19 protein-coding genes are annotated in these 20,797 nt (G+C 73.1%); 8 read left to right on the top strand and 11 right to left on the bottom strand.

Annotated elements, in window-relative coordinates; all coding sequences use genetic code 11:
* On the bottom strand, window positions 1-1,522 hold a 1,522-nt coding region (locus FFA01_RS04735; RefSeq protein WP_146853481.1), incomplete at its 3' end, for a sensor histidine kinase.
* Window positions 1,522-2,190, bottom strand: coding sequence for a response regulator transcription factor (locus FFA01_RS04730; RefSeq protein WP_146853479.1), 669 nt, complete (start codon window positions 2,188-2,190; stop codon window positions 1,522-1,524). The genes FFA01_RS04730 and FFA01_RS04735, both read right to left, overlap by 1 nt.
* Window positions 2,191-2,403: 213 nt before the next feature.
* Here FFA01_RS04730 and FFA01_RS04725 point away from each other — a divergent pair, with 213 nt between their 5' ends.
* Both FFA01_RS04725 and FFA01_RS04720 read left to right on the top strand, forming a co-directional pair.
* The gene (locus FFA01_RS04725; RefSeq protein WP_146853477.1) at window positions 2,404-2,928 is read left to right on the top strand and encodes a hypothetical protein; all 525 of its coding nucleotides are present in this window, start codon (window positions 2,404-2,406) and stop codon (window positions 2,926-2,928) included.
* Between the two features lie 156 nt (window positions 2,929-3,084).
* Window positions 3,085-3,984 carry a hypothetical protein gene (locus FFA01_RS04720; protein ID WP_146853475.1) on the top strand — a complete coding sequence of 300 codons (900 nt, stop codon included), beginning with the start codon at window positions 3,085-3,087 and terminating at the stop codon, window positions 3,982-3,984.
* Window positions 3,985-4,120: 136 nt separating this feature from the next.
* Here the strand turns inward: FFA01_RS04720 and FFA01_RS04715 are convergent, their stop codons facing one another.
* Complete coding sequence (locus FFA01_RS04715; protein WP_167627284.1) at window positions 4,121-4,747, bottom strand: NAD(P)-dependent oxidoreductase; 627 nt, start codon at window positions 4,745-4,747, stop codon at window positions 4,121-4,123.
* A gap of 241 nt (window positions 4,748-4,988) precedes the next feature.
* Here FFA01_RS04715 and FFA01_RS04710 point away from each other — a divergent pair, with 241 nt between their 5' ends.
* The 3 genes from FFA01_RS04710 to FFA01_RS04700 all read left to right on the top strand — a co-directional run bounded on the left by FFA01_RS04710 (window position 4,989) and on the right by FFA01_RS04700 (window position 6,423).
* Entirely contained in the window at window positions 4,989-5,489 is a 501-nt protein-coding gene (locus FFA01_RS04710) for a GNAT family N-acetyltransferase (RefSeq protein ID WP_146853471.1), read from the top strand.
* Window positions 5,490-5,530: 41 nt separating this feature from the next.
* Complete coding sequence (locus FFA01_RS04705; protein WP_244289692.1) at window positions 5,531-5,899, top strand: MGMT family protein; 369 nt, start codon at window positions 5,531-5,533, stop codon at window positions 5,897-5,899.
* 89 nt (window positions 5,900-5,988) lie between these two features.
* Window positions 5,989-6,423, top strand: coding sequence for a hypothetical protein (locus tag FFA01_RS04700; RefSeq protein ID WP_146853469.1), 435 nt, complete (start codon window positions 5,989-5,991; stop codon window positions 6,421-6,423).
* Window positions 6,424-6,524: 101 nt separating this feature from the next.
* On the opposite strand, the gene FFA01_RS04695 is transcribed toward FFA01_RS04700, so the two are convergent.
* From FFA01_RS04695 to sucC, 8 genes are all read right to left on the bottom strand, one after another.
* On the bottom strand, window positions 6,525-7,313 hold the full coding sequence (locus tag FFA01_RS04695) for a GNAT family N-acetyltransferase (RefSeq protein ID WP_146853467.1): 789 nt from the start codon (window positions 7,311-7,313) through the stop codon (window positions 6,525-6,527).
* Window positions 7,314-7,419: 106 nt separating this feature from the next.
* Window positions 7,420-9,348 (bottom strand): ABC transporter ATP-binding protein, encoded by a 1,929-nt coding sequence (locus tag FFA01_RS04690; RefSeq protein ID WP_146853464.1) that lies wholly within the window; start codon window positions 9,346-9,348, stop codon window positions 7,420-7,422.
* Entirely contained in the window at window positions 9,345-11,180 is a 1,836-nt protein-coding gene (locus FFA01_RS04685) for an ABC transporter ATP-binding protein (protein ID WP_146853462.1), read from the bottom strand. The genes FFA01_RS04690 and FFA01_RS04685 overlap by 4 nt, the downstream gene beginning before the upstream one ends.
* 494 nt (window positions 11,181-11,674) lie before the next feature.
* The gene (purH, locus tag FFA01_RS04680) at window positions 11,675-13,339 is read right to left on the bottom strand and encodes a bifunctional phosphoribosylaminoimidazolecarboxamide formyltransferase/IMP cyclohydrolase (RefSeq protein ID WP_146853460.1); all 1,665 of its coding nucleotides are present in this window, start codon (window positions 13,337-13,339) and stop codon (window positions 11,675-11,677) included.
* Window positions 13,336-13,929: a phosphoribosylglycinamide formyltransferase gene (purN, locus tag FFA01_RS04675; RefSeq protein ID WP_146853458.1), complete on the bottom strand. Its 594-nt coding sequence runs from the start codon at window positions 13,927-13,929 to the stop codon at window positions 13,336-13,338. The genes purH and purN overlap by 4 nt, the downstream gene beginning before the upstream one ends.
* Window positions 13,930-13,996: 67 nt before the next feature.
* A complete protein-coding gene (locus tag FFA01_RS04670; RefSeq protein ID WP_146853456.1) occupies window positions 13,997-15,505 on the bottom strand; it encodes a cell division protein PerM in 1,509 nt (502 codons plus the stop codon).
* Between the two features lie 145 nt (window positions 15,506-15,650).
* Window positions 15,651-16,538: a succinate--CoA ligase subunit alpha gene (gene sucD, locus FFA01_RS04665; protein WP_146853454.1), complete on the bottom strand. Its 888-nt coding sequence runs from the start codon at window positions 16,536-16,538 to the stop codon at window positions 15,651-15,653.
* 15 nt (window positions 16,539-16,553) lie between these two features.
* Window positions 16,554-17,717 carry an ADP-forming succinate--CoA ligase subunit beta gene (gene sucC / locus FFA01_RS04660; protein WP_146853452.1) on the bottom strand — a complete coding sequence of 388 codons (1,164 nt, stop codon included), beginning with the start codon at window positions 17,715-17,717 and terminating at the stop codon, window positions 16,554-16,556.
* A gap of 241 nt (window positions 17,718-17,958) precedes the next feature.
* Between sucC and FFA01_RS04655 the strand changes: the two genes are divergently transcribed.
* From FFA01_RS04655 to FFA01_RS04645, 3 genes are all read left to right on the top strand, one after another.
* A complete protein-coding gene (locus FFA01_RS04655) occupies window positions 17,959-18,369 on the top strand; it encodes an ester cyclase (RefSeq protein WP_146853450.1) in 411 nt (136 codons plus the stop codon).
* A 40-nt stretch (window positions 18,370-18,409) separates the two neighbouring features.
* Window positions 18,410-18,643 carry a hypothetical protein gene (locus tag FFA01_RS04650; protein ID WP_146853448.1) on the top strand — a complete coding sequence of 78 codons (234 nt, stop codon included), beginning with the start codon at window positions 18,410-18,412 and terminating at the stop codon, window positions 18,641-18,643.
* Window positions 18,644-18,810: 167 nt separating this feature from the next.
* The gene (locus FFA01_RS04645) at window positions 18,811-20,775 is read left to right on the top strand and encodes a thioester domain-containing protein (protein WP_146853446.1); all 1,965 of its coding nucleotides are present in this window, start codon (window positions 18,811-18,813) and stop codon (window positions 20,773-20,775) included.
* Window positions 20,776-20,797 lie beyond the last annotated feature (22 nt).

Genomic DNA, 20,797 nt, shown 5'->3' with positions numbered 1-20,797 from the left:
GGGCGCCGTCGAGCCGCACCAGCCGGTCGAAGACGCGCTCGCGATCGGCGGCGGGCACCCCGGGGCCGTCGTCGGACACCAGCACCGCCACCTCGTCGCCGTCGGAGGCGTCCAGCCACAGCGTGACGCGCCCGGTGCCGCCCGTCGCACGGGCGGCGTTGTCGACCAGGTTGCCGACGATCTGCGAGACGCGCCCGGCGTCCGCCGCGACCACGACCGGTCCGTCGGGCAGCACGGCGCGCAGGTCGAGCGACGGACGGCGCAGACGCTGCCGCTCGACGTCCGCGAGCAGCGCCGCACCCAGATCCACCGAGCCGACGTCGAGCGTGATGCCCTGATCGACCCGGGCCATCAGCAGCATGTCGTCGATCAGGCGCGAGGCGCGCTCGGCCTCGCGCACCACGTGCGTCGCGAGCCGCTCCCGCTGGTCGTCGGTGCCCGGCGACCGCACGAGGGTGTCGGCCGCGGCCCGCATGCCGGCGACGGGCGTGCGGAGCTCGTGCGCGGCGTCCGACACGAAGGCGCGGACCCGGGTCTCGGCGTCGAGGGCCGCGCGCTCGGCGCCCTCCACCCCGTCGAGCATCTCGTCGAAGGCGACCGCGACGCGGCCGATCTCGGTGTCGCGCCGGGCCGGGCGCAGCCGCCGACCGCGGTCGCCCGACGCGATCGACCGGGCCACGCCCGTCATGTCGTCGAGGGGCCGCAGCGTCGCCCGGACCACCAGGGCGAGGCCGATCGCGGCGATGGCGAGGAACGCCGCCGAGGCGCCGATCATGACCCAGCGCAGCTGCGTCAGGGTCTCGCCGACCGAGCGCGAGTCGGTGGTCAGCATGATGGTCGACCCGTCGCTCAGCCGCGAGACGAGCGTGGTCACCTCGTCGTCGGAGCGCACCTCGGTCGACGTCACGGTGACGGCGTCGGACGAGGAGGCGCCGGCGCCGTTCCCGGCGTCGGCCCCGGTCGACGAGCCGGTCGCGTCGGTCCCGGTTCCGGCGCCCTCGTCGGTCGTCCCTGCTCCGGGGACGGCCGCGGCGTCGCCGTCGGCACCCGCGCCTCCTCGGCCGGTGCCGGTCGTGTCGCCCGGCCCGCCGCGTCCGGGCCCGCCGTCGTCGAGGGAGGGCGGGCCCTCGCGCAGCTGCTCCGGGCTCGGGCCGGCCACGATCGCGTCGCCGTCCGCGTCGCGGATGACGACCGACAGCCCCTGGGCCGACAGGCGCGAGGCCAGCTCGTCGTCGTCGACCGTGCCGACCAGGGCGGCCGCCGCGGCGGCCCGGTCGGTCAGCCGGTCGACGACCTGGGCGCGCAGCCGCTGGCCGAGGGTCAGCTCGACGGTCACGGCGAGCGCCCCGAGCAGCACGGCGAGCAGCACGAGCACGGCGACGACGGTGCGGACGCGCAGCGAGCCGGTGCGCAGACGGCGCGAGCCGGTGTCGGGGGCCGGCGCCGCGCCTCCCGGGCTCGTGCCGTGCTCGGGGTGCGGCCGGGCGCCCGTCGACAGGGTGGGCGGACGACGGAGGCGCATCAGGCGCTCATCCGGTAGCCGAGGCCGCGGACGGTGTGGATCAGGCGCGGGCCGCTGCGCTCCATCTTGCGGCGGAGGGCGCTGAGGTGCACCTCGACGAGGTTGGGGTCGTAGTCGTCGTAACCCCAGACCTGGGTGAGGATCTGGGTCTTCGAGACGGTGCGGCCGCGGCTCTCGGCGAGGAAGCCGAGCAGCCGGAACTCGGTGGCGGTGAGGTCGAGGGGGACCCCGGCGCGGGTGATGCGGGCGGCCTCGGGGTCGACGACGAGGTCGCCCACCTCGATCACCGAGGGGATGCGGCCGCGGCGTCGGAGCACGGCGGTGACCCGGGCGATCAGCTCGGCGACGGCGAACGGCTTGACGACGTAGTCGTCGACGCCCTCGGAGAAGCCGCGCAGGCGGTCGTCGACCTCGTCGCGCGCGGTCAGCATGACGACGCCGGTGTCCGAGGAGGTGCGGATCACCCCGGCGAGGCGGATCCCGGAGGCGCCGGGCAGCATCCAGTCGAGGACGACGAGGTCGGGGACGAACGAGCGCAGCGTGTCGACGAGGTCGGCGCCGTCGGGCAGGCCGTGCACGGCGAAGCCCTCGGCGCCCAGCGCGGTGACGACGGCGGTGCGGATGGTGTCGTCGTCGTCGATCACGAGGACGCGGGCGGGGCTCGGCATTCTCCGCACGGTAGGGCGCGGGGGTGGAAGGAGCCTATGGATGCGGTGGGGAGCGGGTGTGGGTCCGCGGGGCGGCGGGGCGGCGGGGCGTTGGTTCGGGCGGGGCGGGGCGGTTCGGGCGGGGCGGTTCGGGCGGGGGCCGTCCGGCCGACGAGCGCGGATCGTCCGCCGCCGATACGCGGAACCCGTCGACCGGTGCGGGATGATGAGGCCGTGCACAGACTCGCGGGCCACGCCGCTCTCCTCTCCTCGACGCTCGCCGTCCTCCTGCTCGCCGGATGCTCCGCGCCGGAGCCGGCGCCGGAGCCGGCTCCGGCGGTCGACGACGGGTGGTCGAGCCGCATGTCGCAGGTCCTCACCGATCCCGCGGGGCAGGGCGGGGCCGACGGCAGCCTGACCGCGGGCGTCGGTTCGGACGACGGCTCGGACGACGGCTCGGACGATCAGGATGGTGTCGCCCGGGTCACGCTGGCCTCGGTCCGCGGAGGCGAGTACGACGTCCTCGGCGTCTGCCGGAACGCCGACGTCGTCCGTCTGACCGTCGAGCGTCTCGGGTCGGACGGCGAGCCCGAGGAGATCTACGGCGAGACGGACATCCCGTGCGGGGCCACGGTCCGCCTTCCGGTGACGATCGGTCAGGGTGGTGCGACCATCGAGGCGACGGGCCCGGTCGGCGCGGACTGGCACGCGACGATCGTCACTCCGGACTGGCAGCCCGGGCTCACGACGTTCGGCTGAGCCGGCCGGCCGCGGTCGGCCCGCGTCGGACCTCGTCGTTCCGGGCTTAAGCGCCGCTTCAGATTCGCTTCCGAGAGTGGTGCGAGCCGGCGGGAACGTCCCGACCGCGAGCCGCCCGTCGAGGGGCTCGCCCGGCACCCACACCTGGAGACACCCATGGCGAAAGACATCACCCCGGGATCACCCGGCGACGACTCCGGCCGCGAGCCCACCCCCGAGCAGGACGACGCCTGGACCGAGCGCCTGCGCCGCGAGGACGAGGACGCCCGCGCCACCACCGAGCTCCCGCCCGCCGCACCGGGCGGCGCTAGGGCGGCCACGACTCCGATCGCCGCCGGGAGCGACGACCGGACCCGCGAGCTGCCCGCCGACGGGACCTCGATCTTCGCGGCCGAGGGCGCGGCGGGAGCGGGCGCCGCGCGCTCCGCGGCGTCGGACGCGTCGGGTCCGTCGGGTCCGTCGGATGCGTACGGTCCGTCGTCCTCGCGACGTCGTCGCCCCTCGAAGCGGCTGCTGATGGGGATCGGGATCGCCGCCGCCGGTCTCGCCCTGGTCGGCACGAGCACCGCGGTGGCCGTGTCCAACGCCGGGAACGGGACCAGCGCCTCCTCGAGCTCCGACTCCGCCGCGGACGACGGGTCGGGTCGCGGCGACGTCGGCCGGCAGGGACCGGATGGTCGCGGATCGGACGCGGGCGAGGGCGCGACCGACGGCCCCAGCGGCGTGCCGACGCCTCCCGCGGCGGGCGACGAGTCGGACGGCGACGCGACGGGACCCGACGGCCAGGCGCTGCCCGAGGCGCCCGCGCTCCCCGACGGCCAGGCGCTGCCCGAGGGCGGCCCGGCGGACGGCGGACCGGCCGACGGCGGACCGGCCGACGGACCGAAGGGCGGCCCCGCCGGACACGGACCCGGCGAGCGCGGCGGACCCGAGCACGACGCCGAGGGCGAAGCGGGCGACGGCGACGACTCCGACCGCCCGACGCCGCCCACCGACGCGCCGACGCCCCCGACGCCGAGCGCCACCCCCGAGGCCGAGTCGGGCTCGACCGCCTGACCCCGGACGCCTACCGCGATCGAGTGGTCGGAAATCGCTCTTCGCCGACCGCTGAAGAGCATCTTCCGACCACTCGATCCGGCGCCGGAAGCGAGAGAGCGGACGCGAGCGGACGACGCGCCCGGGAGGCGCGGTGTCAGCCGACCGCGCCCGTCACCACGACGGTCTGCCGCGACCACGTGTCGGCGCCCAGCTGAGCCAGCATGAACCGCGCCACGTCGGAGCGCGCGACGTGGACGCCCGCGCCCTCCGGCAGGCGCTCGCCCACGGCCAGCTGCCCCGTGGCGGCGTCGTCGGTGAGGCGGGTCGGGTAGACGAGCGTCCAGTCGAGGTCGCTGCCTCGCACCTCGGCGTCCGCGATCTCCTTCGCCGCGTAGACCCTGCCCAGCACGGTGTGGAAGAACATCCTCTGCAGGACCCCGGCGTCCCGCTCGCTGTCGCCGACGCCGAACGCCGAGCACACGATCAGCCGCCCCACCCCGGCCGCCGTCATCGCCGACAGGAGCACCCGCCCCACGTCGACCTCGATGGGAGAGCGGAGGTTGCGCGACCCGATCGCGTTCAGCACCGCCTCCTGACCGCGGACCGCCTCGGCGACATGCGACACGGTGGTCGCGTCGCCGATCACGATGTCGACGCCCTCGGTCACGTCGAGCGCCGTCGCGTCGCGCACGAGGACCCTCACCTCGTGGCCGGCGGCGAGCGCCGCCCGGAGCAGATGCGAGCCGACCCCTCCGGTCGCACCCAGCAGCAGAACCTTCACGGCGCCTCCTCGTCTCGGAGACCAAGCCAACACCCGCCGGCCCGGACACGTGTCGGAGGGCTCCCCGCCCAGAACACCAGGTGATGGGCACAGCGCCAGGAGAAGGCCTGGTGCCGTGCCCATCTCCTGGTGCGGTGCGTCGCGCCCCGACCGGCCCCGCCCGCTGCGCCCGGGCGACCCGCAGGGAGTGTTCATCTGCGCGACGGTGGTGCCCTCGGGGGCGCGCCGTTACCCTGTGTGCATGTCCGAACTGCGCCTCGAAGAACTGTCCGCCGCCACGGTCGTCGCGGCCAACAACCTGACGCTGAAACCCGGTCAGGAGCAGTACGTCGCCCCGGTGTCGCACTCGATCGCCGAGGCGTACGTCAACCCCACCACCGCCTGGCCCCGCGTCGTCGTCGACGCCGAGGGCACGGTCGTCGGATTCATCATGGGCAACTTCGACGCGTCGAGCGACGACGAGGCGCTGCGCAGCTGCATCTGGCGCATGAACGTCGCCGCGGACTCCCAGGGGCGCGGCATCGGCCGGTTCGCCGTCCACGCCCTCGCCGAGGAGGCACGAAGCCGCGGCTTCGACCGCCTCACGGTCATGTACGAACCCGGCGACGACGGGCCGGAGGAGTTCTTCGCCCACATCGGCTTCCAGGTGATCGGCGACACCCCCTACGGCGAGCACTTCGCCGGGCTGACCCTCGAGTCGTCCAACGCGGCAGCCGACGAGCAGGGGCTCGCGCGGGCGTGACCGCGGGCGACGCGGGCGCGGCCGAGCCAGGCGGCGCGGGCGTGAGCGAGCCCGGCGGCGCGGGCGTGAGCGAGCCCGACGACGCGGGCGTGAGCGCCGCTGCCGGCGACCCCTCCGACTTCGTGTCGCAGGTGATCGCGGTGGTCGAGTCGATCCCGGCCGGGCGTGTCATGACCTACGGGTCGGTGGCGGCCGCGCTCGGCTCGCGGGCGTCACGCGGCGTGGGGCAGGTCATGGCCTACGCCGGATCCGAGCTCCCGTGGTGGCGGGTGATCCGCGCATCGGGGCACGCGCCTCGCGACCACGAGCAGCGCGCGCTCGAGATGTACCGGGTCGAGGGCACTCCGCTGCGGTGGTCCCGGGCGGGTGCGTTCCGGGTCGATCTCGAGCGCGCATCCTGGTCTCCTTGACGGCTCGCCGTCCATGATCACCCTGCGGGATGAGACGGACGCCACCGCAGGACGATCCGCGGCGCGCGTCGACGCACTTTGCTCGGACCATGCCCTCGATCACCCGCCTCGTCGCCGCGGCCGCGCTCGTCTCCACCCTCTCCTTCGGCCTCGCGGCCTGCTCGCTCGCCGGCTTCGGCTCCGACGAGAAGGCGTACGAGTTCGACCGCTACGGTGACGCGCCGAAGGCGGGCACCCGGTCGTTCGTCCTGGCCGGGTGGGTGCCGTCGGACGCGACCGCGATCCGCGCGGTCGCCAAGCGCGAGCATCCCGAGGAGGCGGTGCTCACGTTCACGACGCCGACCTCCCTCGGCGACGTCCCCGGCTGCACCCCCGCCGACCCGATCGACACGACACCGCCCCTCGCCGCGGCGTGGTGGCCCGACGACCTGCCGACGTCGGGGGTCGTCTGCGGCGACTGGTCGGCCGTGGCGGGCGACGACGGCGCCGTGTTCGCCTGGCGGGTCGCGACGGCGCCGGCCTGACGCGGGTCGCGACGGCGCGTGCCCGACGCGGGACGCGACGGCGCCGGCCTGACGCGGGTCGCGACGCCGGGCCGTTCGCCCGGCCCAAACGCGCAGGGGCGTCAGCGGGTCCAGTTGTAGGGCGTGGTCGTCGACACCGCGATCAGGCCGGAGCGTTCCAGGATCGGACGGGAGTCGTCGGTCGAGTCGCTGTGCACCAGCGTCTTGCCCAGGGCGACGGCGGACCTCGCCCGGGCGGCGGTGAGGGCGCGGTAGATGCCGCGGTGCCGGTACGCCTCGAGGGTGGCGCCGCCCCAGATGCCGACGAAGTCCGTGCCGGGAACGGGCTCGAGGCGGCCGCCGCTGACCATGCGACCGTCGACCTCGGCCACCCAGAGCTCCATGCCGTCGCCGCGCGCGAGGCGTGAGAGGAGGGCGTCGGCCATCCGGGCGTCGACGGCCTCGCCGAACGCCTCGTCGACCATGGCGCTCATCGCCCGGACGTCGCTCTCGGTCGTGACCCGGCGCACCGTGACGCCGTCGGGCGTCTCGCCCAGCTCGCAGAGCGCGGAGAGGGGACCGATCATGATCGACTCGGGCTCGTCCGGCTCGAAGCCGTGCTCGACGAGGGCGTCGTGCAGACCGGGCGCGTGGTCGTGCCCACGCGTCTTCCACTCGACCCGGGTGATCTCCGCGTCGGCCCGGAAGCGGGCGACGGCTCCCGCCACGAGGTCGCGGACGCCGTCGGCGTCGGCCCCGCCGAGGTCGCGGTAGGTGACGAAGCCGCGCCCGCCGGCGAACGTGACGAGTCGGAGGGGGCCGAGCCGCGTCACGCTGACCGCGCTCGGCGTCTCGGCGTCGGTGCGGAGTTGTTCGTCGTAGGCCTGCAGGTACGTCGTCGTGTCTGACATCGGTGACACGCTAGCGGAGGACGCACCCGCGACGGGCGGGTCCGCCGCATCCGGTCCGCCGTGGCCGGCCGTCTCCGGCAGATCCGCCCGTCCCCGCTCCTCCACGTCAGACCAGCGAGTCCCGCCAGGCCGCGTGCAGCTGCGCGAAGCGGCCCGTGCCCGAGATGAGGTCGTCGGGGCTGCCGTCCTCGACGACGCGCCCGTACTCCATCACCAGCACCCGGTCGGCGATGGCGACCGTCGAGAGCCGGTGGGCGATGATCAGCGCGGTGCGGTCGGCGAGCAGGGTCTGCAGCGCCTCCTGCACCATGCGCTCCGAGGGGATGTCGAGTGACGCCGTCGCCTCGTCGAGGATCAGCACGCTCGGGTCGGCGATGAACGCCCGGGCGAACGACAGCAGCTGGCGCTGCCCCGCCGACACCCGGCCGCCCCGCTTGTTCACGTCGGTGTCGTAGCCGTCGGGCAGAGCCATGATGAACTCGTGCGCGCCGACCGCGCGGGCCGCCCGCTCGATGTCGTCGCGGCTCGCGTCGGGCTTGCCGAGCGCGATGTTGTCCGCGACGGAGCCCGAGAACAGGTACGCCTCCTGGGTGACCATGACGATCGCCCGACGGAGGTCCTTCGGGTGCAGGTCGCGCAGATCGACCCCGTCGAGGGTGATGCGCCCCCTGGTCGGGTCGTAGAACCGCGAGATGAGCTTCGCCAGGGTCGACTTGCCCGCTCCGGTCGAGCCGACCAGCGCGATCGTCTGCCCGGCCGGCACCGTCAGGTCGAACTCGGGCAGGACCACCGTGTCGGCGTTGTACGCGAACTCGACGTCGTCGAACTCGACCCGCCCCGTGGCATGCCACAGGTCGACCGGCGCCGTCGGGTCCGGGACGCTCGGCTGCTCCTCGAGCACGCCCGAGATCTTCTCCAGCGCGGCCGACGCCGACTGGTAGCCGTTGTAGAACATCGCCATCTCCTCGGCGGGGTCGAAGAACCGCTTCGCGTAGAGGGCGACCGCGAGCAGGGCGCCGATCTCGAGCGACCCGTCGATCACCCGGAACCCGCCGACCAGGACGACCGCCGCCAGCGTGGCGTTGCCGATCAGCACCAGGCCGGGGTCGAACGTGCCGAACAGCGTGAACACCTTCGAGTTGGCCTGCCGGTAGTCCTCGACGTAGCCGCCGTACTCCTTCTCGTTGCGCGCCTCCTTGCGGAACGCCTGCACCGCGCGCATGCCGGTCATCGTCTCGACGAAGTGCACGATGACCCGGGCGCTGGTCACGCGGGTCGCCCGGAACAGCTTCTGCGAGCGCACCTGGAACCAGCGGGTCAGCGCGACCAGCGGCACGAGCGCCACGGCGAGCACGAGGCCGCTCTGCGGGTCGAGCGCGACGAGGGCGATCGCCGTGAACACCATGTACAGGAGCCCCGAGACGAGCTGGTTGATGCCCGAGTCGAGCAGCTCGCGGATCGAGTCGAGATCGCTGGTCTGGCGCGAGATGATGCGGCCCGACGTGTAGGTCTCGTGGAACTCGAGGCTGAGCCGCTGCGTGTGCAGGAACAGTCGCTTGCGCAGGTCGATCAGGATCGCCTGGCTGATGCGCGCCGACAGCACCGTGTACTGAGCCATGAGCACGGCGCCGATCACGCCGGTCACGAGGTAGACGGCGACGACGAGCACGGCCGGGGCCCAGTCCTGACGGTCCATCAGGGCCGGCAGCGCGCTGTCGATGCCGAAGGCGATCAGGGCGGGGCCGGCGACCTGCGCACCCGTGCTGATGACGACGATGACGCCCATGACGACCAGTCGCCACCGCAGCGGGTGCACCAACGAGCCGAGGAGGCGCAGCGAACGACCCCGCAGCCGCTTGCTCTCGTCGCGGGTGAAGTCGTCGCGCTCCTCGCCGCGGACTCCCTCGGTCGTCGATCCGCGCCCGACGCGCTTCTCGGCGGGGGTCCGGCCGTCGAGCGGCTCGTGTCCGCCGTCGTGGTCGGGCACGTCGTGGCGGTCGCGGTCGTCGCGGTCGTCCGGTCTCTGGTCGCTCATGCGAGCACCTCGTCTCGGGTGGTGGTGTCGTCGTCGAGCGACGAGATGACGTAGCGGTAGTGCTCGTTCGTGGCGAGCAGGTCGGAGTGCGTGCCGACGGCGGTCACGACCCCGTTCTCGAGCAGGGCCACCCGGTCGGCCAGGGTGACCGTCGACGGACGGTGCGCGACGATCAGCGAGGTGGTCGACGCGAGGACCCGGCGCAGACCCGCCTCGACCCGGGCTTCGGTGTCGACGTCGAGCGCCGACAGCGGATCGTCGAGCACGAGCACGGCGGGCCGAGCCGCGATGGCGCGCGCGAGCGCGAGACGCTGACGCTGTCCGCCCGAGAGGCTGAGCCCCTCTTCGCCGACCCGGGTGTCGACGCCCTCGGGCAGACGGTCGACGAAGTCGGACTGGGCGATGTCGAGCGCCTCGCGCATCACGCGGTCCGCCTCGACCGGATCGTCGGCGAGGTCGGGCCGCCCGAGCAGCACGTTGTCGCGCACCGAGGCGCTGAACAGCGTGGCGTCCTCGAAGGCCATCCCGATGTGGCGGCGCAGCTCCTCCCGGGTGAGGTCGCGCACGTCGACGCCGTCGAGCAGCACCTGCCCGCCCGTGACGTCGTAGAGCCGAGGCGCGAGCGCCAGCAGGGTCGTCTTGCCCGAGCCGGTGAGGCCGACGAGGGCCATCGTCTCGCCCGGCTCGAGCACGAGGTCGACCCCGTTGACGAGGTCGGCGAACTGCGCGGGCGAGTCCTGGTAGCGGAAGTGCGCTCCCCGGAACTCGAGCCGCCCGTGCGGTTCGGTGATCGTCTTCGGGTCCTCGGGGTCGGTGACGGTGTTCGTGCTGTCCGTCACCTCGAAGAAGCGGTCGACGGCGGTGCGGGTGTCGAAGGTCATCGACAGCAGGAACCCGATCGACTCGACCGGCCAGCGCAGCACGGTGGCGGTCGCGAAGAACGCGAAGAGCTGCCCGACGGTGAGCTGCCCGTCGGCCGCGAGGTAGATGCCGCCGAGCAGGCACAGGGCGAACGCGACGTCGGGCACGAGCAGCAGCCAGAGCCAGAGCTTCGAGATGGCCCTGGCCTTCTCGATCTCGGTGCCGCGCAGGTCCTCGGCCTGCTTCGCGAACTCGCGCAGCGAGTGCTTGCCGCGCCCGAACGCCTTCAGCACGCGGATGCCGTGCACGCTCTCCTCGACGCTGGTCGCGAGATCGCCGACCTGGTCCTGGCTGCGACGAGCGACCAGCGAGTACCGCTTCTCGAAGGCGAGGCTGACCACGAACACGGGGATCGACGCGACCACGAAGATGAGGCCGAGCACCCAGCTGTAGAAGAAGAGCACGACGAAGCCGACGACGATCGTCAGCAGGTTGACGACGAGCAGCACGATTCCGAATGCGAGCCAGCGGCGGATCAGGCTGAGGTCGCTGACCGAGCGGCTGAGCAGCTGACCGCTCTGCCACCGGTCGTGGAACGCCACCGGGAGGTCCTGCAGCTTGGCGTACAGCGAGTTGCGCATCGAGGCCTCGACGAACGTGCTCGGGGTCAGCACGAGTCGGCGGCGGGCGGCGATCATGACCGCCTCGACGATGCCGAGACCCAGGACGACGGCGAAGGCGGGCCAGATCTGGGCCCGGTCGCCGCTCGACAGCGGCCCGTCGACGAGCAGCTGGAGCACGACGGGGATCAGCAGGGCGACGACGGCCGCGAGCAGCGCGGCCACCATGCCCAGCACGATGCGCGGGACCGCGGGCTTGGCGTAGGGGTACAGACGGGCGAGCGAGCGCAGGGTCGACGGCTTGCGCACCTGGTCGTCGGGAGGCGTGGGAGTGGTGGTGGTTCGTGACATGGCTGATCCAAGTGTCGTGATCTGTCAGAGGGCGCGGCAGGCGCAGCTGTCCCCTGGGGAATGTGTCGTGATGTCGGCGGCCTGTGGAGGCCGCGTCGGGTCGGCGCGTGTCGCCGACCTGGCTGGTCGTCGAGCGGGGCGGGGCGTCAGTCCGCCACGGACGCCGAGGCGTCGCCGGCCGGTGTCTCCGAGGAGGCGCGGGAGGCGAGATCGCGGGCGTCGCGGGCCACCGTCGTGGTCGGTGTCGTCGTCGTCATCCTGTCCTCCTGCGTGTCGTCGTCATCGAGACGACCCTCTCGGGCCGGCTGCAAGCAGCCTTACAGGATAGGTGCGGAACGACGTCCGCCGCAAGACCGTCCTGTTCGGATCGGCGCACGCGGTGCGGTGCACGCGCCCCGGTCCAGCGCTCGGAACGCGGTGCGGTGGGCCTCACGCGTCAGGTAGCGTGCGGAACGCGACGCAGCCCAGCGCAGCGCAGCGCAGCCCGCCGTCGCTCAGTGGAAGAAGTGCCGCTCGCCCGTGAAGTACATCGTCACGCCCGCTGCCGTGGCGGCGGCCACGACCTCGTCGTCGCGGATCGACCCGCCCGGCTGCACGACGGCGGTCACCCCGGCGTCGAGCAGCACCTGGAGTCCGTCGGCGAACGGGAAGAACGCGTCGGACGCGGCGACCGACCCGCGGGCGCGCTCCCCCGCGCGGTCGACGGCGAGGTGGCAGGAGTCGACGCGGTTGACCTGGCCCATGCCGACGCCGACCGAGGCCCCACCCGACGCGAGCAGGATCGCGTTCGACTTGACGGCCCGCGAGGCCTTCCACGCGAACTCGAGGTCGGCTCGCGTGGCGGCGTCCGCCTCGTCGCCCGCGACGAGGGTCCAGCCCGACGACGAGAAGCCGTCGAACCCGTCGGCGTCCTGCACCAGCAGACCGCCCGAGATCTGCTTCACCTCGCGGACGTCGCGGGCGTAGTCGGCCGGCAGGGTCAGCAGACGGATGTTCTTCTTGGCGCTGAGGATCTCGACGGCCTCGGGCTCGAACGCCGGCGCGATGACGACCTCGGTGAAGATGTCCTTCACCGTCTCGGCCATGGCGCGGGTCACCGGGCGGTTCGCCGCGATGACTCCGCCGAACGCCGAGACGGGATCGCAGGCGTGCGCGCGACGGTGCGCGTCGGCGATCGCGTCGACCGCGTCGGGCGAGGCGACCGCGATGCCGCACGGGTTCGCGTGCTTGATGATCGCGACCGCGGGCTCGGCGAAGTCGTACGCGGCACGCAGGGCCGCGTCGGCGTCGACGTAGTTGTTGTACGACATCTCCTTGCCGTGCAGCTGCTCGGCCTGCGCGATGCCCGAAGCCCCAGGCGTCGCGTAGATCGCGGCGGCCTGGTGGGCGTTCTCGCCGTAGCGGAGGGTGTGCTGCAGCTCGGCCGAGAGGGTGACCACGGGGTCGAAGCCGGCCCGTGCCTCCTGGGCGTCCGATCCCGCCGAGGAGGCGCCGGTCGCCGTGGCGGCCGCGTCGCCCTCGACCGGTGCGCCCACCTCGGCCGCGAAGTAGGCCGCGACCGCCGTGTCGTACGAGGCGGTGTGGGCGAAGGCCTCGCCGGCCAGGCGCTGACGCTGGGCGAGCGTCGTGCCGCCCCGGCCCAGCGACTCGACGACCTGGGGGTAGTTCGCGGGCGAGACGACGATGGCGACGTTGGCGTGGTTCTTCGCCGCGGCGCGCACCATGGCCGGGCCGCCGATGTCGACGTTCTCGATGACGGTCGGCGCGTCGGCGCCCGAGGCGACCGTCTCGACGAAGGGGTAGAGGTTGACGACGACGAGCTCGAAGGCGGCGATGTCGAGCTCGGCGAGCTGCGCCTCGTGCGACTCGAGGCGCAGATCGGCCAGGATGCCGGCGTGGACGGCGGGGTGCAGGGTCTTGACCCGGCCGTCGAGCGACTCGGGGAACCCGGTCACGCTGCTGACGTCGGTGACCGCGTGCCCGGCGTCGCGGATGGTCGATGCGGTCGAACCGGTCGACACGATCTCGACGCCCGCAGCGGCCAGGGCGTCGGCCAGCTCGAGCAGCCCGGTCTTGTCGCTGACGCTGATCAGTGCGCGGGTGACGGGCACGGCGTCGCGGTGGCGGTAGAGGCTGGGGTCGATGGCGTGGCCGCTCATGCGGTGGGCTCCTGTTCGAGGTCGATCGTTCCGTTGGCGATGTCGAGCACGGTCTGCACCAGCAGCTCGCGTTCGACGATCTTGATGCGGTCGTGCAGCGAGGACTCGTCGTCGCCCGGCAGCACCGGGATCCGGCGCTGCGCCAGGACGGGCCCGCTGTCGACGCCGTTGTCGACGACGATCACGGACGCCCCGGTCCGGTCGACGCCGGCGGCGAGGGCGTCGCGGACGCCGTGGGCCCCGGGGAACTCGGGCAGGTAGGCGGGGTGGGTGTTGATCAGGTTCGGCGCGAGCGCCTCGACGACGCGCGGCGGGACGAGCCGCATGAAGCCGCTCAGCACCACCAGGTCGGGCTGCCACTGCTGCACCTGCGCGAGCAGCTCGTCGCCCCAGGCCTCACGGTCGGCGAAGCTCGAGAACGGGACGGAGAACGTCGGGATGCCGAAGGCGTCGGCGTGCTCGAAGCCGTCGGCGTCGCGGTCGGCCCCCACGGCGACGACCCGCGCCGGATACTCGGCGTCGTGCGCCGCTTCGAGCAGCGATCGCAGGTTCGATCCGCCGCCGGAGATGAGCACCACGAGCTTCAGCACCCGGCAAGCCTAGCGTGGCGCCCCGCCGACCCGATCGCGTGCGGGCGCGTCTGTGGACGGCCGAGGATCAGCGGGTGACGCCGTCGATCCGATCGGTGGCGTCGGGGTCGGGCGTGTGCTCGCCGGGTGCGGCCGAGGCGGCCCGGTCGCCGACGGACGACGCGCCTCCTGCGCTCTCGCCGACGCGGGGGGTGCCGAACTCGCGGGGCGCCCGCGGGCTGGATCCCGAGGTCGACGTCGCCTTCTCGGAGTCGTCGCCCGCCGTGGCGCTCCCGCCGGACCGACCCGCCGCCTCACGGGCCCTGGTCACGACCGAGGCCCCGAAGGAGGCGCGGGTCCGGTCGCCGGCGCCCGTCGCGAACCGCGGCGGGGTCACGATCAGGGCGAGCACGGCGGACACCGCGACCTCGAGAGCGGCGAACCCGCCGACCAGCCAGGGGTCGGGACCGACGTCGACGAGGCGACCCGGCCCTGCCGATCCCGCCGACGCCCAGGCCGCCGCGCCGAGGACGATGCCGGCGGCGAGCCCGCCGCCGACTCCGACGAGCACACGGCGCAGCACGTCGTCGGCCCCGGTGGAGGCGAGCATCGACTGGATGCGCGGTCGCATCAGGGTGGTCACGACGAAGGCGGCGACCACGGGCACGAGCAGCCCGACGAACGCGAACGGCAGATCGGCGGTCGGCAGCGCTCCGAGGAACGGGACGGCCGGCATCGGCCCCACCGTGGTGCCCAGAGGCGACACGGCCGACCCGGTGCCGAGCGCGAAGCCCGGCCCGACCAGCCAGGACGCCGCCCAGACGACGATGTTGGGCAGCAGGGCGAGCTGGCCGAGGGTGAGGGCGAGGCCGCCGAGCAGGCCGCCGTGGGCGCCTTCGTAGAGCGTGATGATCTGGGCGAAGTGCGTGAGGAGCAGCAGCGCGACCAGGACGGCCGCACCGGCGACGACGATCGCCGCCGTCGCGAGCCCGATCCGCAGGCCGCCGCCGGCGACGATCCGGACGGTCTGCGGCACCCGGGTGATCGCTCGCGTGCCGAACGCCGACACGGGGTCGGGGCCTTCGCCGCGACGGCGCCGGGTGACCTCGGCCATGCCGATCACGGGGACGGCGTAGACGAGGGTGGGCAGCAGGGCCGCCTGCCAGAGCGAGGGGCTCGCGAGCTCGTGCTGCGCGGTGGCGGCCAGCCCGAGGGACAGCAGCGCGAAGGTCGCGATGGTGGTCAGCAGCCCGATGGACCGGTGCTTCGTCTCGGCGATGGCCCGGCCGGCGCGGATGCCGAGGAACACCGTCAGGGCGGAGAACCCGAGCGCCGCGATCGTGACGTGGATGGGGGCGTCGGCGCCGGCCACGCCCGAGGCGTCGGCTGCGGCGCCGCTCAGCTGCAGCGTCAGGTCGACGCCGTGCCCGGCGAGCCAGGTGTCGACGGAGGCCCGCCAGAAGATCACCCAGTCGAGCTGCAGACCGTACTGGAACGCCCAGAGCAGGCTCATGACCGCCACCGGCAGTCCCACGCCGATGCCGACGACGAGCAGGGCTTCGAGGGCGGCGAAGACGGCGGTGACAGGGCGGTTCATCGGGACGACTGTACCGGGGGCCGACGACACTCCCCTGGTGCCCCGCCGCCGCCGCGCGCACGAGAACGGGCGTGCTCGTCGGTCGCGGGCGGTGACGACCGCCCGGTCTCGACGAACACGCCCGTTCAGGAGGCGCGGGTCGGCTCTACAGCGCCGCGTAGACCTCGCGGAGCAGCGCGGCCGTCTCGCTCGGCGTCTTGCCGACCTTGACGCCGGCCGCCTCGAGGGCCTCCTTCTTGGCCTGCGCGGTGCCGGCCGAGCCGGAGACGATGGCGCCGGCGTGGCCCATGGTCTTGCCTTCGGGTGCGGTGAAGCCGGCGACGTAGCCGACGACCGGCTTCGTGACGTGGGCCTTGATGTAGTCCGCCGCACGCTCTTCGGCGTCGCCGCCGATCTCGCCGATCATGACGATCGCCTTCGTGTCGGGGTCGGCCTCGAAGGCCTCGAGGGCGTCGATGTGCGTGGTGCCGATGACGGGGTCGCCGCCGATGCCGATGGCGGTCGAGAAGCCGAGGTCGCGCAGCTCGAACATCATCTGGTAGGTCAGGGTGCCCGACTTCGAGACGAGGCCGATCGGGCCCGATCCCGAGATCGACGCGGGGGTGATGCCGACGAGCGATTCGCCGGGCGTGATGATGCCGGGGCAGTTCGGGCCGATGATGCGGGTCGCGCCGCCCTTCGACTTCGCGAGCGCCCAGAACTCGGCGCTGTCCTGCACGGGGATGCCCTCGGTGATGACGACGACGAGGGGGACGGCGGCCTCGATGGCCTCGACGACGGCGTCCTTGGCGAAGGCCGGCGGGACGAAGACGATGGAGACGTCGGCGCCCGTCTCGGCGACGGCCTCCGCGACGGTTCCGAAGACGGGCAGCTCGACGTCGCCGTGCGTGACCGTGGTGCCGGCCTTGCGCGCGTTGACGCCGCCGACGACCTGGGTTCCGGCCTTGAGCATGAGGGCGGTGTGCTTGGTGCCCTCACCGCCGGTGATGCCCTGGACGATGACCTTGCTGTCTTTGTTGAGGAAGATCGACATTGTTCTGTTCAGTCCTTACTTCGAGGCCAGCTCGGCGGCCTTGTCGGCTGCCTCGTCCATGGTCGCCACGACGGTGACCAGCGGGTGGGCCGCCTCCGCCAGGATGCGTCGACCCTCGTCGACGTTGTTGCCGTCGAGGCGCACCACGAGCGGCTTGGTCGCGGTGTCGCCGAGGATGCCGAGTGCGGCGACGATGCCGTTGGCCACGGCGTCGCACGCGGTGATGCCGCCGAAGACGTTGACGAACACGCTCTTGACCTGCGCGTCGCCGAGGATGACGTCGAGGCCGTTGGCCATGACCTCGGCGCTCGCTCCGCCGCCGATGTCGAGGAAGTTCGCGGGCTTGACGCCGCCGTGGGCCTCGCCGGCGTAGGCGACGACGTCGAGGGTCGACATGACCAGGCCCGCGCCGTTGCCGATGATGCCGACCTCGCCGTCGAGCTTGACGTAGTTGAGGCCTGCGGCCTTGGCCTTCGCCTCGAGCGGGTCGGCCGCGTCGGCGTCTTCGAGGTCGGCGTGGCCGGGGTGGCGGAAGTCGGCGTTCTCGTCGATCGAGACCTTGCCGTCGAGGGCGACGATGTCGCCCTGCTCGGTCAGGACCAGCGGGTTGACCTCGACGAGGGTCGCGTCCTCGCCCTTGTAGACGTCGTAGAGCTTGACGAGCACAGGGGCGACCTTCTCGACCAGCTCGGCGGGGAACCCGCCGGCGGTCGCGATCTCGGTCGCCTTCGCGAGATCGATGCCCGAGCGGGGGTCGACCTCGATGCGGGCCAGGGCGTCGGGCTTCTCGACGGCGAGCTGCTCGATCTCCATGCCGCCCTCGACGCTGCAGAGCGAGAGGTACGAGCGGTTGGCGCGGTCGAGCAGCACCGAGAAGTAGAACTCCTGGGCGATCTGCGCACCACCGGCGATCATGACGCGCTTGACGACGTGGCCCTTGATGTCGAGCCCGAGGATGTCCTTCGCGGCGGCCTCGGCGTCGTCCGGGGTCTTGGCCACCTTGACTCCGCCGGCCTTGCCTCGACCGCCCACCTTGACCTGGGCCTTGACGACGGTGACGCCACCGAGCTTCTCGGACGCGGCCCGCGCCTCCTCAGGGGTGTCGGCCACGATCCCCGGCAGCACGGGGACGCCGTACTGCTCGAACAGGTCTCTGGCCTGGTACTCGAAAAGATCCACGCTGTTCTTCCAATCCGCATCGCTGCGCCATTGCTTCGCTCGGTCGTGCCGACGTGTCGGCTGGGGCCGCGTCGCCGCCGATCCGAACCATCTCGACGTCGTGACGACGGGCCGCGGCCAGCCTAGCGCGGCCCCCTGCGGGGTACGTCAACCGTCATGCGACCTGTGAGCAGAGGCCCGTTCCGCGACCTGGGGAGGAGTAGACGAGAGACCACCCCGACAGACGCGAACGGAGACAGACATGTCGAAAGAGAACAACCTCAAGACCCAGGAGCTGATCGGTCAGATCCTCACGGCTCGTGAAGTGGACCGCCTCGGCGAGGGGTTCCACGCCGACGTCGTCGACCACGATCCCGCCCCCGACGCTCCTGCCGGGGTCGAGGGCATCAAGGCCTTCTGGTCGGAGTTCTTCACGGCCTTCCCCGACGTCGACCTCGCCGTCGAGACCCTCGTCGCGGACGACGACCACGTGACCGCGGTCTTCACGATCTCGGGCACGCACACCGGCCCGTTCCAGGGACACGAGCCCACCGGCAAGTCCTTCACCGTGCGCGGCATCCAGGTCGGCCGCTTCGACGACGACGGCCTGCTGGTCGAGCGCTGGGGCGCCACCGACGAAGCCGGCCTGCAGCAGCAGCTCGGCCTGGCCTGATCCGACCGACCACCCTTTCCCCATCTCGAGAGGACACCTCATGAGCGACACCAACACCCCCGCATCGTCGGGAGACCAGCCGTACGACCAGGCCGACGAGTTCGCCGAATCCGAGCAGATCGCGACCAACGACGCCGTCGCGGGCGAGACGGTCTTCCCCGGAGTCGGCCAGGGCAACGACGGCCCGACCGGCGGCGCACCCCGTGAGGGCGCACCCGAGTCCGCCGAGAACGACCTGGCCGGCGAGGACATCGATCTCGACGAGACCGAGTAGCGCCTCCCGCACCTCGCCGATGCCCCCGTCGCCGCTGCGCGACGGGGGCATCGCCCGTTCCACACCCCCGGTCCCGGCATCCTCCACCGGGGTGCTGAGCTCCGAGTGATCCACAGGCCGAGGAGGCACGGGTCACGACCGCGGGACCCTCCCGCCATCGTCGTCCCATGACATCGACGAACGGCCTCCTGAGGCCCCCCAGATCACGCATCCTGACCGCCCTGCTCCTCGTCCTCTGCACGGTGGCCGCCATCCTCCTGGCGGCGGCGCCCGCCGTCGCCATCACCCCCACGGGCAAGGGGACGGGCCATCTCTGGAACGGCGACGGGGTCTCCTGGCTCGGCACGTACCGCTTGCCCGACGGTCGCCAGGCATTCTGCCTCGAGGCGGGCAAATCGTCACCCGTGGGCAACGAGTACGACACCCGCACCGGCGCCGACGTGTTCGGCGTCTCGACGGCGGACCACGCGCGACTCGCCTACATCGCGCGGACCTGGGCCGGCACGAACGATCCGAACACGGCGGCCGCCGGGCAGCTCGCGGTCTGGACGATCACCGGCCTCAACGGCCACGACCAGCGGTACTACGCCGGACGCGCCAACGACCAGTGGCCGGTCGTGCTGCGCCGCGCCAACGAGATGCTGGCCGAGGCCACGGCGACGGCCTCGCGCTCGGTGTCCGGTTCGGCGGCGCTCTATCTGCGGGACGACGGCACGGGTCTCGTCCGCGCCGACCTGACCGTGGACCGCGTCGCGGACGGACCCACGAAGCTGGACCCCGCCCACCGGGGCACGGTCACGCTCGAGGGCGCCGTCTTCGAGGACGGCCGTGCGACGGCGACGCCTCGCAACGGGGAGGCGATCGCCTTCCGCGCGACGGGCGTGGACCCCGTGGTCACGGTCAAGGCGAAGGCGAAGGCCGAGTTCACCGGCCTGCCCTACGGACGCATCATCACGGTGGGCAGCAGCGCCGCCGGCTCGCAGATGATCCTCTTCTCGGGCGGCACGTCGGTCACCGCCGCCGGCAGCGCGAGCACCGAGTCGCGGTCCCCGCTCCCGTTCCAGCCGACGGTCGCGACGGTCGCGAGCGACGCCGTCGCCGAGCCCGGTGCCGTCGTCACCGACCACCTCACCCTCGGGGTCGCACCCGGTGACGGGCTCCTGTCCGAATGGGGCCGTCATTCGGCGGGAGGCCGATGGGCTCCCGTGCCGGTCACGGTGCGGAGCTCGCTGCTCGGGCCGTTCGACGCTCCCGTCGTCGAGTCGGACGAGTGGCCGGAGGACGCACCGGTGGTGTGCGAGGTCGAGGTCGTCGCGACCGAGGGCCCCGGCGAGTACGACACCCCCGGATGCGAGCTCCCGGCGGGTGGCTACTACACCTGGGTGGAGTCGATCGACCCCGCCGACACCCCCGAGGAGCTGGGCGGTGACCGGCTCCGGGCCTGGCGGTCCGCGTTCGGGACTGCCACCGAGACCACGTTCGTCCCGTGGGCTCCCACCATCGAGACGGCGGTCGTCGGACCGCAGGAGGTGATGACCGGCACCTGCGTCAGCGACGCCCTCGTGACCACGGGCACCAACCCCGCGTCGGCGCCCTTCGAGGTCGAGTCGATCCTCGTGGGGCCGTTCCCGATCGACCAGGTGCTCGTCGAGGGCGACGACCTCGGACCGATCGCCGACCTGGACCCCTCGCTCGTGGCCGGCCGGGTCACGACCACGGTCGACGGCGACGGCCGAGTGGAGTCGCCGTGCGTGACGGTCGAGCGACCGGGCCGGCACGTGTTCGTCTTCTCGTCCGCGGGTTCGGAGCCGGACGAGTCGGAGGTCCAGGTGATCCCCGCCTTCGAGGACTCCCTGGTGCACGAGACGGAGATGGTCGTCGCCGTCGAGCCGGAGGTGCCCGAGGTCCCCGAGGTGCCCACGGCTTCCGAGCCGGAGCCGGAGCCGACGGTTCCGGCGGCCCTGGCCTTCACGGGAGGCGCGGACGGCGCCCGCACGGCGGGGATCGCCGCGGGAGTGGTCGGCACCGGACTGGCGCTGGTCCTCGGAGCGCTCGGTGTGGGGCTCGTCCGCCGACGCGCGGCGGCCGCGCTCGAGGCTCCCGAGACGCCCGGCCTTCCCGACGTGCGGTGAACCGAGGTGCGGGCGGGCGGGC

Origin of the sequence: Frigoribacterium faeni (assembly GCF_007988805.1) — a bacterium.
GTDB classification, from domain to species: domain Bacteria; phylum Actinomycetota; class Actinomycetes; order Actinomycetales; family Microbacteriaceae; genus Frigoribacterium; species Frigoribacterium faeni.
This window is presented reverse-complemented; position numbering and strand designations above follow the sequence as displayed.

Excerpts from the sequence above, each read along its gene's own strand:
- sucD (WP_146853454.1), bottom strand. The coding sequence starts at position 16,538 with ATGTCGATCTTCCTCAACAAAGACAGCAAGGTCATCGTCCAGGGCATC.
- FFA01_RS04710 (WP_146853471.1), top strand. The coding sequence starts at position 4,989 with ATGTCCGAACTGCGCCTCGAAGAACTGTCCGCCGCCACGGTCGTCGCG.
- FFA01_RS04730 (WP_146853479.1), bottom strand. The coding sequence starts at position 2,190 with ATGCCGAGCCCCGCCCGCGTCCTCGTGATCGACGACGACGACACCATC.
- FFA01_RS04650 (WP_146853448.1), top strand. The coding sequence starts at position 18,410 with ATGAGCGACACCAACACCCCCGCATCGTCGGGAGACCAGCCGTACGAC.
- FFA01_RS04700 (WP_146853469.1), top strand. The coding sequence starts at position 5,989 with ATGCCCTCGATCACCCGCCTCGTCGCCGCGGCCGCGCTCGTCTCCACC.
- FFA01_RS04645 (WP_146853446.1), top strand. The coding sequence starts at position 18,811 with ATGACATCGACGAACGGCCTCCTGAGGCCCCCCAGATCACGCATCCTG.
- purH (WP_146853460.1), bottom strand. The coding sequence starts at position 13,339 with ATGAGCGGCCACGCCATCGACCCCAGCCTCTACCGCCACCGCGACGCC.
- FFA01_RS04695 (WP_146853467.1), bottom strand. The coding sequence starts at position 7,313 with ATGTCAGACACGACGACGTACCTGCAGGCCTACGACGAACAACTCCGC.
- FFA01_RS04690 (WP_146853464.1), bottom strand. The coding sequence starts at position 9,348 with ATGAGCGACCAGAGACCGGACGACCGCGACGACCGCGACCGCCACGAC.
- FFA01_RS04685 (WP_146853462.1), bottom strand. The coding sequence starts at position 11,180 with ATGTCACGAACCACCACCACTCCCACGCCTCCCGACGACCAGGTGCGC.
- FFA01_RS04655 (WP_146853450.1), top strand. The coding sequence starts at position 17,959 with ATGTCGAAAGAGAACAACCTCAAGACCCAGGAGCTGATCGGTCAGATC.
- FFA01_RS04670 (WP_146853456.1), bottom strand. The coding sequence starts at position 15,505 with ATGAACCGCCCTGTCACCGCCGTCTTCGCCGCCCTCGAAGCCCTGCTC.
- FFA01_RS04720 (WP_146853475.1), top strand. The coding sequence starts at position 3,085 with ATGGCGAAAGACATCACCCCGGGATCACCCGGCGACGACTCCGGCCGC.